Annotated in this window: 11 protein-coding genes; 6 read left to right on the top strand and 5 right to left on the bottom strand. The window is 72.8% G+C overall.

Features of this window, described 5'->3' with window-relative positions:
* Positions 1 to 13 precede the first annotated feature (13 nt).
* Entirely contained in the window at positions 14 to 889 is an 876-nt protein-coding gene (locus tag ABT001_RS22435) for a DUF4184 family protein (RefSeq protein ID WP_351280263.1), read from the bottom strand.
* A gap of 186 nt (positions 890 to 1,075) precedes the next feature.
* Here ABT001_RS22435 and ABT001_RS22430 point away from each other — a divergent pair, with 186 nt between their 5' ends.
* Positions 1,076 to 2,770 (top strand): lytic transglycosylase domain-containing protein, encoded by a 1,695-nt coding sequence (locus ABT001_RS22430; protein WP_351280261.1) that lies wholly within the window; start codon positions 1,076 to 1,078, stop codon positions 2,768 to 2,770.
* Between the two features lie 43 nt (positions 2,771 to 2,813).
* Here ABT001_RS22430 and hrpB read toward each other — a convergent pair whose 3' ends face one another.
* Positions 2,814 to 5,318: an ATP-dependent helicase HrpB gene (gene hrpB / locus ABT001_RS22425; RefSeq protein WP_351280258.1), complete on the bottom strand. Its 2,505-nt coding sequence runs from the start codon at positions 5,316 to 5,318 to the stop codon at positions 2,814 to 2,816.
* A gap of 51 nt (positions 5,319 to 5,369) precedes the next feature.
* Positions 5,370 to 6,200: a class I SAM-dependent methyltransferase gene (locus tag ABT001_RS22420; protein WP_351280256.1), complete on the bottom strand. Its 831-nt coding sequence runs from the start codon at positions 6,198 to 6,200 to the stop codon at positions 5,370 to 5,372.
* A 399-nt stretch (positions 6,201 to 6,599) separates the two neighbouring features.
* Here ABT001_RS22420 and rpsA point away from each other — a divergent pair, with 399 nt between their 5' ends.
* From rpsA to ABT001_RS22400, 4 genes are all read left to right on the top strand, one after another.
* Positions 6,600 to 8,120: a 30S ribosomal protein S1 gene (gene rpsA / locus ABT001_RS22415; protein WP_351280253.1), complete on the top strand. Its 1,521-nt coding sequence runs from the start codon at positions 6,600 to 6,602 to the stop codon at positions 8,118 to 8,120.
* Between the two features lie 297 nt (positions 8,121 to 8,417).
* The gene (locus ABT001_RS22410; RefSeq protein WP_351280251.1) at positions 8,418 to 9,356 is read left to right on the top strand and encodes a PAC2 family protein; all 939 of its coding nucleotides are present in this window, start codon (positions 8,418 to 8,420) and stop codon (positions 9,354 to 9,356) included.
* Positions 9,357 to 9,564: 208 nt separating this feature from the next.
* Complete coding sequence (coaE, locus tag ABT001_RS22405) at positions 9,565 to 10,167, top strand: dephospho-CoA kinase (protein WP_351280248.1); 603 nt, start codon at positions 9,565 to 9,567, stop codon at positions 10,165 to 10,167.
* Positions 10,168 to 10,238: 71 nt separating this feature from the next.
* Complete coding sequence (locus ABT001_RS22400; protein ID WP_351280246.1) at positions 10,239 to 10,607, top strand: tetratricopeptide repeat protein; 369 nt, start codon at positions 10,239 to 10,241, stop codon at positions 10,605 to 10,607.
* Positions 10,608 to 10,616: 9 nt separating this feature from the next.
* Here the strand turns inward: ABT001_RS22400 and ABT001_RS22395 are convergent, their stop codons facing one another.
* Together ABT001_RS22395 and ABT001_RS22390 are read right to left on the bottom strand one after the other, a co-directional pair.
* Entirely contained in the window at positions 10,617 to 10,886 is a 270-nt protein-coding gene (locus tag ABT001_RS22395; RefSeq protein ID WP_351280244.1) for a DUF6343 family protein, read from the bottom strand.
* 121 nt (positions 10,887 to 11,007) lie between these two features.
* Complete coding sequence (locus ABT001_RS22390; RefSeq protein WP_351280242.1) at positions 11,008 to 11,364, bottom strand: hypothetical protein; 357 nt, start codon at positions 11,362 to 11,364, stop codon at positions 11,008 to 11,010.
* Positions 11,365 to 11,583: 219 nt separating this feature from the next.
* On the opposite strand from ABT001_RS22390, the gene ABT001_RS22385 reads away from it, so the two are divergent.
* Positions 11,584 to 12,627 (top strand): slipin family protein, encoded by a 1,044-nt coding sequence (locus ABT001_RS22385; protein ID WP_351280239.1) that lies wholly within the window; start codon positions 11,584 to 11,586, stop codon positions 12,625 to 12,627.
* The last annotated feature ends 86 nt before the right edge of the window (positions 12,628 to 12,713 follow it).

Below are 12,713 nucleotides of genomic sequence, written 5' to 3'. Positions count from 1 at the left end.
CGGAGAGCCACGCTCAGGCGGCGTCCTGGCCTGCCGGGCGGGTCCGTGCGGCGTCCGCACGGGGCTCGTCCGGCGGCCGGACCCCGGACGGTTTCCGCAGCAGCCGCATCCAGGCCCCGTACAGCACCAGTCCGGCCGCCAGGCCCGCCCCGGCGCCGAAGCACGCGGTCGGGATGATGTCGAGGGGTGTGTCGACGCGCCCGAAGTGGGCGTACCAGCGGGCGCACCGGTGGGCGACGCCCAGCAGGACGCACAGCACGAGGAACGCCCCGGCCCACCGGCGTTCGGCCCGGCCCAGCAGTGGCACGGATCCGGGTGCCGAGGTCGCTCCGGTGTGCCGTAGACCGGTGTACGTGAACCAGGCCAGGAGGAGCAGGGCCACGGCCGAACTGCCGTACTGCACGATCTGGAACACCGGGTGGCCGGCGACGGTCCGGTCCAGGACGGGGAAGAGTGCGGTGCCCCACCGGTCGTGGTGCGTGAAGGCGTCCCACACCACATGGGTGCCCGAGCCGATGACGGCGGACAGGACGAACCACAGGACCTCGGGGAGCGAGGGGCCGCCGGGTTCCCGGCGCCGTCCCCGGACGAAGGTGTGCACGCGCCCCTGCGCGGTCCTCGGCAGCAGCGCGACGAGCGGTTCGCGCAGCATCAGCCAGAGCGCCACCAGGGCGCCGGTGACGAGGACGTCCACGGTGAACACCCCCCACAGGGAGTGGGTCACCTCGCCGAACTCCATGGCCCCGGGGACGGCCGTGTCCGCGTAGTAGGTCAGGTCGGGGGCGAACGACCCGGCTACGAGCGCGGAGGCGACGAGGGAGCCACGGCCGGTCCCGGACCTGCGGATTCCCGGGAGGACCGCTGCGGCATGGCTGAGGGTGAAGGGCATGGCGGCAAGTATGCGTGAGCCCGCGTCACCGTCCTGGAACTCCTCGGTGACTTGACGGCAGGGAAGCTGAGAAATGGGTGAGAACCGGTCGGGGACCAGTGTTCGGGCGGCGGGAGTTGTCGTAGGGTCGCCTGAGTCCTCGCGCGGGGAGCGCGGGCAGCCGTCGACGGGGAGGAACCAGATCGTATGGCAGCGCAATTCGGCCGCAGACTGCGCAGGGGGGCCACCACCACCGCGGTGGCGGCGGCTGCCGTGGCGGCGCTCTCCGCCTCCCAGGCTCCCGCCGCACCCCACCCCGACGGTGCCACGGGTGACCGGTCCGCAGCCGGTGCGACACCGCCCGGCGACCGTGCGGCCACCGGCAACTCGCCGTACTACACGGACCTTCCGCCGCTCACCACGCCCGGTGCGCCCGGTGCGTCCGTGGACCTGCCGGCGACCGGCAGCGCGGAAGCGGGCATACCCGCCTCGATCCTGGCCGCCTACAAGAAGGCGGAGCAGGAGATCGCGGTCACCGACGCCGCGTGCCGTCTGCCGTGGCAACTGCTCGCCGCGATCGGCAAGGTCGAGTCGGGCCAGGCCCGCGGCGGCAAGGTCGACGCGAACGGCACCACCCTCTCCCCGATCCTCGGCCCGGCGCTCAACGGCCAGGGCTTCGCGCTCATCAAGGACTCCGACGGCGGGGCGTACGACGGGGACTCGACCCACGACCGCGCCGTCGGCCCCATGCAGTTCATCCCGCAGACCTGGGCCGCCTGGGGCCAGGACGGCAACGGCGACGGACGCAAGGATCCCAACAACATCTACGACGCGGCGCTGGCCGCCGGGCGCTACCTCTGCGCCGGCCCCCGCGACCTGACGCTCGCCACGGACCTCGACCGGGCGGTGCTGAGCTACAACCACTCGACGGAGTACCTGCGCACGGTGCGCTCCTGGTTCGACTACTACAAGCGCGGCACCCACGAGGTCCCGGACGGCACGGGTGTCCTCCCGGTGGACACGAGCACCTCCTCCCCGTCCCCGTCCACGCCGACGCCGACGCCGACGCCCCCTGCCTCGTCCGCCCCGCCGAGCGGCGGTACGACCCCGAGCCCCGGGCCGCAGGAGACGAAGCCCGGCGGCGGCAGCACCCCGAGCCCCGACCCCACACCTCCCCCCACGACGAAGCCGCCGACCACCACGCCGACCCCGCCCGCTGCCTTCGGCAGCCTCGAGAACGCCGGCACCGGCACCCTCGGCGCCACGGCCGGCGAGGCGTTCGGCGAGCGCGTCAGGGTCCGGGCGCGGAACACGCTCGGCGCACCCCTCGCCAAGGCGCCGGTCACGTTCGCCGTCGTCGGTGACACGGACGCCCGTTTCACCGGCGGGAAGCGCATCGTGATCCTGACCACCGGGTCCGACGGCACCGTCACCGCCCCCGTGCTGACAGCCGGCGAGCGGACGGGATCCTTCAAGGTGACGGCCGTAGCCGGCACCACCGAGCAGCGCACCCTCACCTACACGGCGAACGTCACCGCCCGGGTCGCGGACACCCTCGTACGGACCGACGACAAGGTCCTGACGGCCGCCCCCGGAACCGAGTTCGCCGACCGGGTCGCGGTCAGGACGGCGTACAAGGGCACAGGGGTGGCGGACACCGCCGTCACCGCCACGATGATCACCGATGCGGAGACGCCCGCCACGAACGACAAGGGTCCGTACTTCGAGGACGCGGACGGCAACCCCGTCCGCACCCTGGACCTGACGACCGGCCCGGGTGGGCTCCTGGTGCTCCCGAAGATCCACGCCGACGACACGGCGGGCACCTACCGGCTGCGGCTCACCATCGCGAGCGGCGCCACGCTGACCGTCGAGCTGAAGGTCGAGGCACCCGCGGCCTGACCCGCACGGAGGGCGTCCGGCCGTGGGCCGGACGCCCGGCCCGTCAGTCCCGGCGCAGCCGCGCCGAGGTGAAGCGGGTCGCCGCCGTCGTCGTCGGGTCCTCGGGCCAGGGGTGCTTCGGGTAGCGGCCGCGCAGTTCCGCCCGTACGCCCCGGTACCCGTCCCGCCAGAACGACGCCAGGTCCGCCGTCACGGCAGCCGGGCGCCCGGCGGGGGACAGCAGATGGACCAGGACGGGCACCCCGGCCACCCGGGGCGTCTCGCCCAGCCCGAAGAGCTCCTGGAGCTTCACCGCGAGGACGGGCTGCTCGCCGCCGTACTCCACCCGGATCCTGGACCCGCTCGGCACCTCGATCCGCTCCGGGGCGAGCTCGTCCAGCCGGGCGGCGTCGCCCGTCGCCCACGGCAGCAGCCGCCGCAGCGCCTGCCCCGCATCGATCCGCGCCAGGTCCGAGCGCCGCCCGGCCCGTGACAGCTCGGGCTCCAGCCATTCTCCGGCGCACTCCAGCAGCGCCCCGTCCGACACGTCGGGCCACGGCGCCCCCAGCACCCGGTGCAGGAACGCGAGGCGCAGCCGCAGCTGCTCACTGTCCCGCGTCCACCGCAGCAGCCCCGGACCCTCGCGGCGCAGCCCTTCCAGCAGCGCTCCGCGCACCAGTTCCGCGGCGGGCCGGCGCAGTGCCCGCACCGACAGTTCGACGGCGCCGAGGCGTTCCACCGAACGCGCCACCACGTCGCCGTCGGCCCAGCGGACCTCCTCGCCGGAGAACCGCAGGTGTCCGGCGGCCAGCCGCGCCGTGCCCTCGTCGACGACGGCCGCCAGCCGCACCCGGGCCGAGGCGGCGTGGGAGGGCCGGTCGGCGACCGCGACGGCGATCCACGGTGCGCTGCGCAGCCGGGAGCCGTCCCGCAGCTCCGCGCCCGTGCCCGACACCATGAGGAACGCCCCCTCGCCCCGGGCCCGTGCCACCCGCTCGGGGAAGGCCAGTGCCGCCACCAGCCCCACGGCGGCGTCGTCCGGGCCGGTGTCCCGGTCGGTGGCGGAGCCGCCCAGGGACTGGGTGAGCCGCCGCACCTCCTGGCGCCAGCGGGCCGCGTAACCGTCCGCGCCGCGCCGTGCCGTGCGCAGGGCGTGCGCCAGGTCGTCCCCGTACTCCCGGGGCGGTTCCTCACTGAGCAGCGCGACCACCTCCGCGGCGCGGCGCCCGCCGACCTCGCCCGCGCCGTCGAGGAGGGCACGGGCGAGACGGGGGTGCAGGCCGAGCCGGGACATCCGTACGCCCCGGCTCGTCGCGCGGCCCGTGGCGTCCACCGCGCCGACCGCCGTCAGCACCTCCCGTGCCGCGCCCATGGCGCCGGCGGGCGGCGGGTCCAGGAGTGCGAGCCCGGTGGCGTCCGGTTCGCCCCAGCACGCCGCCTGCAGTGCGAACGCCGCGAGGTCGGCCACCTTGATCTCGGGGGAGGGGAACGCGGCGAGCCGCCCGTCCTCGGCCTGCTCCCAGCACCGGTACACGGCGCCCGGGGCCTCCCGCCCCGCGCGGCCCGCGCGCTGGCGTCCGGCTGCCCGGGACGCCCGTACGGTCGTGAGGGCGCCCAGCCCGCGCGCGTGGTCGGTGCGCGGCTCCCTTGCGAGGCCGGAATCCACGACGACCCGGACCCCGGGCACCGTCAGGGACGACTCCGCCACGGACGTCGCCAGCACCACCCGACGCCCGCCCGACGGCCCCGCCAGCACCGCGTCCTGCACCGCCGCCGGGGCGCGCCCGTGCACCTGGAGCACCTCGGCGTCCACGCCCGCGAGCTGTCCCGCCACCCGGCCGATCTCCCCGACACCGGGCAGGAAGCACAGGACGTCGCCGTCCCGCTCGGCGAGGGCGCGGCGCACGACCGAGGCCACGTGCGTCAGCAGGGCCGGGTCCACCCTCATCCCGTGCGGCGGCCGTACGGAACCGGCCGGGGGCGCCCACACCACCTCGACCGGGTGGGACACGCCCTGCGCCTCGACGACAGGGGCGTCGCCCAGGAGCCGGGCCCAGCCCGCGGCGTCCGTCGTCGCCGACGCAGCGACGAGACGCAGATCGGGCCGGATCGTCCCGCGTACGTCGAGGAGGAACGCCGCGGCCGTGTCGGCGTCCAGATGGCGCTCGTGGCACTCGTCGATGATCACCACGTCGACGCCGGACAGCTCCTGGTCGCGTTGCAGCCGCTGGAGCAGCACCCCGGTGGTCACGACCTCCACGACCGTGTCCGGGCCCACCGTCCGCTCGCCGCGCACCGTGAACCCGACCCGCTCGCCGGTCCGTTCGCCGAGCAGCCACGCCATCCGCCGGGCGGCGGCGCGGGCGGCGATCCGGCGGGGCTCGGCGACCAGCACGCGGCGTGCCGGGCCGCCGCCGGTCAGTCCGGCGAGCACCAGGGGTACAAGGGTCGTCTTGCCGGTCCCCGGCGGTGCGCAGAGCACCGCGGCGCCCCGCTCGTCGAGCGCCCGCTCCAGGGCGGGCACAGCGGTGCGTACGGGCAACTGGTCGAGGGCGTCGGTGTGGATCACGCCCCCAGTGTCGTACGCCCGTCCCTCAGGAGGATCGGTGGTCCGGGTCCCTCACGACGGCCGGTGGTCCCGTTCGCAGACGAAGATCGCGGTCCCGGGGATCAGATGGCCGCGCAGCGGGGACCAGCCGCCCCACTCCTGGTCGTTCCACTCCGGCCACTCGGGCTCCACGAGGTCGATCAGCCGGAAGCCGCCCGCGACCACGTCCCGCACCCGGTCGCCCAGCGTCCTGTGATGTTCCACGTACACCGCGTCGCCGCGCTCGTCCTGCTCCACGTACGGCACGCGGTCGAAGTAGGAGGCGGCGACGGAGAGGCCCTCGGGCCCCGGTTCGTCGGGGAACGCCCAGCGGATCGGGTGGGTCACGGAGAAGACCCAGCGGCCCCCGGGCCGCAGCACGCGGTGCACCTCGCGGAACACCTGGACGGGGTCGGCGACGAAGGGCACCGCGCCGTAGGCGGAGCAGGCCAGGTCGAAGGAACCGTCCTGGAAGGGGAGCCGTCCGGCGTCGGCCTCCACCAGGGGGACGTCGCCGCCGATGCGCAGGGCGTGCTGGAGCTGCCGGTGGGAGAGGTCCAGGGCCACCGGGCGGGCGCCCCGGGCGGCGAGCCACCGTGAGCACTGGGCGGCGCCCGCCCCGATCTCCAGGACGTCCAGCCCCTTCAGCTCCGCGGTCGGGCCCAGCAGGGCGGCCTCGGCCTCGTCGAGCCCCTCGGGGCCCCAGACGAAGCGGTCGTCGCCGAGGAACGCCCCGTGGTCGCTCTGGTAGTCGTCGGCGTTCCGGTCCCACCAGCCGCGGCTCGCCCGGCTGCTCTCCGCCTCGTCGGCGGTCCTCCGGGTCGCTTCGGGTTCGGACTCGGACTCGTGGATCTCTTGGCTCATCGTGCCCGTCGTTGTAGTTTGCCTTCACCCGCCTCGCGCGGGTGCCTCCCTGGGCCGTACGGGTGTGTACGGCCGTGTGCGCGCGACACACCGCTGTGGCCGACGTGGCCTCGGTGGACGTGAGTTGTGCCGGGATCGGGGTGTTGTGCCCCGGGTGTGCGCCTTCGCGCATTGACCCTGTCCGGCTGCCCCCGTATGCTACAAGTTGCGCTGCGAGCCTGCGCGCTTCAGACCTAGCAGGCCGCGCTCGCGTCTGTTGCATGTCCCCTCGGTTGTCGAGGCGTCTTCCGGAACATCGGACGGGTGCTTCCCAGGCTGTTCCGGCGTCTGCAGAGGCGATACGGGCTTTCGGCGTAGCAGTACCTACGACTCACTGTCCGTACCGGAGCCCTTACCCACATGACGAGCAGCACCGAGACCACCGCCACCACTCCGCAGGTTGCGGTCAACGACATCGGCGACGCGGACGCGTTCCTCGCGGCGATCGACGAGACGATCAAGTACTTCAACGACGGCGACATCGTTGACGGTGTCATCGTCAAGGTTGACCGCGACGAGGTCCTCCTCGACATCGGTTACAAGACCGAAGGCGTCATCCCGAGCCGCGAGCTCTCGATCAAGCACGACGTCGACCCGAACGAGGTCGTCAAGGTCGGCGACGAGATCGAGGCCCTGGTTCTCCAGAAGGAGGACAAGGAAGGCCGCCTGATCCTCTCGAAGAAGCGCGCTCAGTACGAGCGTGCCTGGGGCACCATCGAGAAGATCAAGGAAGAAGACGGCATCGTCACCGGTACCGTCATCGAGGTCGTCAAGGGTGGTCTCATCCTCGACATCGGCCTCCGTGGCTTCCTCCCGGCGTCGCTCGTCGAGATGCGTCGTGTCCGCGACCTCCAGCCCTACGTGGGCAAGGAGCTCGAGGCCAAGATCATCGAGCTGGACAAGAACCGCAACAACGTGGTCCTGTCCCGCCGTGCCTGGCTCGAGCAGACGCAGTCCGAGGTCCGCCAGACGTTCCTCACGACCCTGCAGAAGGGTCAGGTCCGCTCCGGCGTCGTCTCCTCGATCGTCAACTTCGGTGCCTTCGTGGACCTGGGTGGCGTCGACGGTCTCGTGCACGTCTCCGAGCTGTCCTGGAAGCACATCGACCACCCCTCCGAGGTTGTCGAGGTCGGCCAGGAAGTCACCGTCGAGGTCCTCGACGTCGACATGGACCGCGAGCGCGTCTCGCTGTCGCTCAAGGCGACGCAGGAAGACCCGTGGCAGCAGTTCGCCCGTACGCACCAGATCGGGCAGGTCGTTCCCGGTAAGGTCACCAAGCTCGTTCCGTTCGGTGCGTTCGTGCGCGTCGACGAGGGCATCGAGGGTCTGGTCCACATCTCCGAGCTGGCCGAGCGCCACGTGGAGATCCCGGAGCAGGTCGTCCAGGTCAACGACGAGATCTTCGTCAAGGTCATCGACATCGACCTCGAGCGCCGTCGCATCAGCCTCTCGCTGAAGCAGGCCAACGAGGCGTTCGGTGGCGACCCGGCCTCGGTCGAGTTCGACCCGACGCTGTACGGCATGGCCGCGTCGTACGACGACCAGGGGAACTACATCTACCCCGAGGGCTTCGACCCCGAGACCAACGACTGGCTCGAGGGCTTCGAGGCGCAGCGCGAGGTCTGGGAGACGCAGTACGCCGAGGCGCAGCAGCGCTTCGAGCAGCACCAGGCCCAGGTCATCAAGTCCCGCGAGGCCGACGAGGCTGCCGCTGCCGAGGGCGCTGCCGCCCCGGCCGGCGCTGCCCCGGCTGCCTCCGGTGGCAGCGGTGCCGGCGGTGGCGGTTCGTACTCCTCGGAGTCCGCGGACAACTCCGGCGCCCTGGCGTCGGACGAGGCCCTGGCCGCCCTGCGCGAGAAGCTGGCCGGCGGCCAGAGCTGACGCTCTGACCTCGGTCGCTCATCGGCTGTAGAGCTGTAGGTGAGGCCCGTCCCCTTCGGGGGGCGGGCCTCACTCGTGTGTCCGGTCGGCGCCGGGGGGCGGCGAGCCGCGTGTCGCGGGCGGCTCCGGTCGCGCCGCTCAACAGCCCTCGGGACACGCGTACTTCGCCGGTAGCGGCGCTGCGCGGCGGGTCCTCGCCCGGGCACAGGAGAAGCACCGCGAGCGAAAGCGCGCGGGCGGGAATGCCGTGGCCGGGCCGGGTGTTCTTGTCCAGGAACACGAGGAGGAGCGGTAACCGTGCCTGATCCGCAGAGTTTGTACGAATGGGAGCCGAAGGGCCTGGCCGTCGTCGACATGGCGCTGGCCCAGGAGTCGGCCGGCCTGGTCATGCTCTACCACTTCGACGGGTACATCGACGCGGGTGAGACCGGCGAGCAGATCGTCGACGGCCTGATCGAGACGCTGCCGCACCAGACCGTGGCACGCTTCGACCACGACCGGCTCGTCGACTACCGGGCGCGCCGCCCGCTGCTGACCTTCAGGCGCGACCGGTACACCGCGTTCGAGGCGCCGACCCTGGAGGTGAAGGTCGTCCAGGACGCCACGGGCGCCCCCTTCCTCCTGCTCTCCGGTCCGGAGCCCGACGTCGAGTGGGAGAGGTTCGCCGCCGCCGTCGAGCAGATCGTGGAGCGGCTCGGTGTCCGCCTCGCGGTCAGCTTCCACGGCATTCCCATGGGCGTCCCGCACACCCGCCCGGTGGGCCTCACCCCGCACGGCAACCGCACCGACCTGATGCCCGGACACCGCAGCCCCTTCGACGAGGCGCAGGTCCCCGGCTCCGCCGAGGCACTCGTGGAGTACCGGCTGATGGAGGCCGGGCACGACGCCCTCGGCGTCGCCGCCCACGTGCCGCACTACGTCGCCAGGTCCTCCTACCCGGACGCCGCCCTCACCACCCTTGAGGCGATCACCGCGGCCACCGGGCTCGTCCTGCCGAGCGTCGCGCACACCCTGCGCACCGAGGCGCACCGCACACAGACGGAGATCGACCGGCAGGTCGGCCAGGGGGACGAGGAACTGGTCTCGCTCGTCGAAGGGCTGGAGCACCAGTACGACGCGGTCGCCGGGTCCGAGACCCGGGGCAACCTGGTCGCGGAGCCGGTCGACCTGCCGTCGGCGGACGAGATCGGCCTCGAATTCGAACGCTTCCTCGCGGAGCGTGAGGGCGATTCCTGAGGGGACCTCCGGCCCCCTCCCCGGCCGGAGGCCAAGGACTGTCCCGCAGTTCCCGGCAGGCGCACGACGACAGCCAAGGCGCCTCGCCGCGCTGTCGGAACGCCCGCATACATCCAGTATTCGGGCAGCCCTCCGCCTCGCGATGCACCGCATCTGACGCCGCACGCTGATCTACCAGGAACTGCGGGACAGCCCTTAGGCTCGGCGCATGCTGAAAGTGGGCCTGACCGGCGGGATCGGCGCCGGCAAGAGCGAAGTGTCACGGCTGCTCGCACGCTACGGAGCCGTGCTGATCGACGCGGACCGGATCGCCCGCGAGGTCGTCGAGCCCGGCACGCCCGGGCTCACGGCCGTCGTCGAGGCCTTCGGCCCCGGCGTCCTCACCCCCGACGGTTCCCTCGACCGGCCGGCGCTGGGCTCGATCGTCTTCGCCGATCCCGAACGGCTGGCCACGCTCAACGCCATCGTCCACCCCCTCGTCGGGGCACGGTCCGCGGAGCTGGAGCGGGCCGCCGGCCCCGGCGCGGTCGTCGTCCATGACGTTCCGCTGCTCACGGAGAACGGCCTCGCCCCGCTCTACGACCTGGTCGTGGTCGTCGACGCGAAGCCCGCGACGCAGCTCGACCGGCTCGTGCGGCTGCGCGGCATGACGGAGTCCGATGCCCGCGCCCGGATGGCGGCGCAGGCCACGCGCGAGGAACGGCTGGCCCTCGCCGATCTCGTCGTCGACAACGACGGGCCGCTGGAGGACCTGGAACCCCAGGTCCGCACGGTCTGGTCGGAGCTCACCGCGCGGGGCGCCACCGGCTGACCGGTGGGCGGCCGGAATACGGGTGTCCGGCCTGATGTTGCAGAGCGGAAGGCGAAGGGAAGGATACGACCGTGCCCGAGATGAACCCGGAAACGCATGTCATCGATTTCCGTGCGGCGGAGCAGCTGCTCGCCGCCCGGGACCCGCGGGGTGCGGTCAAGCTGCTCGACTCGGTGATAGCGGCACACCCGGAGAACACGGCGGCCCGGCTGCTGCGCGCCCGGGCCTTCTTCGCAGCCGCGCAACTGCGCCCGGCCGAGCTGGAATTCGAGCTGGTCCTGGAGCGTGAGCCGGACAACGCCTTCGCTCACTTCGCCCTGGCCCGCACCTTCCAGCGGGCCGGTCGGCCCGGGCAGGCCACCCGGCACTTCCGGCTGGCCGCCGCACTCGACCCGAACCCCGAGTACCTGCAGGCGGCCCGCTTCGACGACCGCCCCTGACGGCGCCGGTCAGCGGGGGCGGCGGCGTCGGACGGGTTCGTACGGCGGGACGTCCCGGCCCGGCTGGTAGTGCGGGCCCTGCCGCAGCCGGTGGACGACGACGCACAGGTCCGTGACGGTGACCACCAGCAGCACTCCGCAGGCCGTCGCCCAGCCGACGCGTCCGGCCGTCACGAAGGCCACCAGGCCGAACAGGGCCCACAGCATGCCCCACAGGCTCAGCCAGAGCCGCATCCGCAGGGGGCTGCGCGCGGTGGACGGTTCGCTTCCGGTACGCATCACCATCGCCTCTGCCTCCAGGATGCCACCTCTGCGGAAGCGCCGGACAGCGCGGCGGCAGCAGCCTCCCGTAGGGCTGTTCGTGCTGCTCCGCGGGTGCGGTGCGTGCGCCGCGCGCAGGTCAGTGAACGAAGCTGTAGCTGCGCCAGGGCAGGGCGCGTGGGGCGTTGGTGTCGGAGAGCGTGGTGGCCACGTAGGCCGTGCCGCGGCCGGAGCAGTCGCGGGTGGTGTAGAGGATCATGTCGACCAGCGTCCGGTTGTCGACCTTGCTCGCACCGCCGGGCCCCATCGTGTGGCAGCCCTTCACCGACGGGCTGTGCACGGTGACCACCCCGTCCTGCCCGGTGGTGTAGGAGACCGGCCCCACCGCCGTGCGTCCCAGGCCGGAGCAGCCCGTGGCGGCCAGGGCGAGCAGGGCGGCACCGGCGGCGATGCCGGTACGTCGGCGGAGAGCGCTGGGGGGCGCGGTTACGGACATGGGCGGGTCCTCGTCTGCTCGTCCGGCTCATCGGTACGTCACGGGGACGTGCTGGCCATGGCCACCCTGCCCGGTCGCGTGGGCACCGGCATCCGGTGCGCGTCCGGCCGGGGCCCCGGCACCCGGCCGGAGGTTCGATAGTGTGCAAATCAGGCATATCGTGGTAGTGGAGCGTGATGGGCGGGTGCGGGAACGCACCCCCGGAGGCAGGGGGCCGTGATGGTCCAGGAGCTGTTGGTCGCCTTGGTCGCGGTGCTCTCGGGTGGCCTGCTGTACGCCATGGCCGCGGCCCGGGTGGTCAAGCAGTACGAACGGGGCGTGGTGCTCCGGCTCGGCCGGTTGCACGACGCCGTACGTCCCCCGGGCTTCACCATGATCGTCCCGGGCGTCGACCGGCTCCGCAAGGTCAACATGCAGATCGTCACGATGCCGGTCCCGGCCCAGGACGGAATCACCCGGGACAACGTCACTGTGCGGGTGGACGCCGTCATCTACTTCAAGGTGGTCGACCCGGCGAGCGCCGTGATCCAGGTGGAGGACTACCGGTTCGCGGTCTCCCAGATGGCACAGACCTCCCTCCGGTCGATCATCGGCAAGAGCGATTTGGACGATCTGCTGTCCGACCGCGAGAAGCTGAACCAGGGACTTGAGCTGATGATCGACAGCCCCGCGGTGGGCTGGGGCGTGCAGATCGACCGGGTCGAGATCAAGGACGTCTCGCTGCCGGAGACGATGAAGCGGTCCATGGCCCGGCAGGCCGAGGCCGACCGTGAGCGGCGCGCGAGGGTGATCAACGCCGACGCGGAGCTGCAGGCGTCGAAGAAGCTCGCCCAGGCGGCGCAGCAGATGTCCACCCAGCCGGCGGCGCTGCAACTGCGGCTGTTGCAGACGGTGGTCGCGGTCGCGGCCGAGAAGAACTCCACGCTCGTCCTCCCCTTCCCGGTGGAGCTGCTCCGCTTCCTGGAACGCGCGCAGCAGGGCCCGCACCCGCAGCAGTCCGCTGCGGCGGAGCAGTCGGAGGACGCCCTCGGGCAGCCGGATTCCGGCCGGCCGGAGGACGTGTCCCCGATGGATCCGCCGACTCCGGACCCGCCCCTCGTGGATCCTCCGGACACGGCGCGGACCTTCCTGGACCAGCCGCTGCCGGACGAGCCCCTCGCGCGGGAACCGGACGGCGTGACCGAGTCCGGTCCGGTGCTCCCGGAACCCGATCCGGAACGGCGGCCCGACCGGCTCGGCAGTACCTCCTCCGCCCGGCACTGACATGGTCGTCCGCCTGCCTCACCTGTGGAGACACGGGTGGGGCGGGCGCTGTCACACCCCCCGCCTAGACTCGCGGAGACAGCGGA

The organism is Streptomyces sp. NPDC002793 (assembly GCF_040295485.1).
GTDB lineage: Bacteria > Actinomycetota > Actinomycetes > Streptomycetales > Streptomycetaceae > Streptomyces.
Note: the sequence above shows the minus strand (reverse complement) of the source record. Positions and strands in the feature narration are given on the sequence as shown.

Coding starts and splice junctions, on each gene's coding strand:
- ABT001_RS22385 (WP_351280239.1), top strand. CDS start 11,584: ATGGTCCAGGAGCTGTTGGTCGCCTTGGTCGCGGTGCTCTCGGGTGGC.
- coaE (WP_351280248.1), top strand. CDS start 9,565: ATGCTGAAAGTGGGCCTGACCGGCGGGATCGGCGCCGGCAAGAGCGAA.
- ABT001_RS22430 (WP_351280261.1), top strand. CDS start 1,076: ATGGCAGCGCAATTCGGCCGCAGACTGCGCAGGGGGGCCACCACCACC.
- ABT001_RS22435 (WP_351280263.1), bottom strand. CDS start 889: ATGCCCTTCACCCTCAGCCATGCCGCAGCGGTCCTCCCGGGAATCCGC.
- ABT001_RS22390 (WP_351280242.1), bottom strand. CDS start 11,364: ATGTCCGTAACCGCGCCCCCCAGCGCTCTCCGCCGACGTACCGGCATC.
- ABT001_RS22420 (WP_351280256.1), bottom strand. CDS start 6,200: ATGAGCCAAGAGATCCACGAGTCCGAGTCCGAACCCGAAGCGACCCGG.
- rpsA (WP_351280253.1), top strand. CDS start 6,600: ATGACGAGCAGCACCGAGACCACCGCCACCACTCCGCAGGTTGCGGTC.
- ABT001_RS22395 (WP_351280244.1), bottom strand. CDS start 10,886: ATGCGTACCGGAAGCGAACCGTCCACCGCGCGCAGCCCCCTGCGGATG.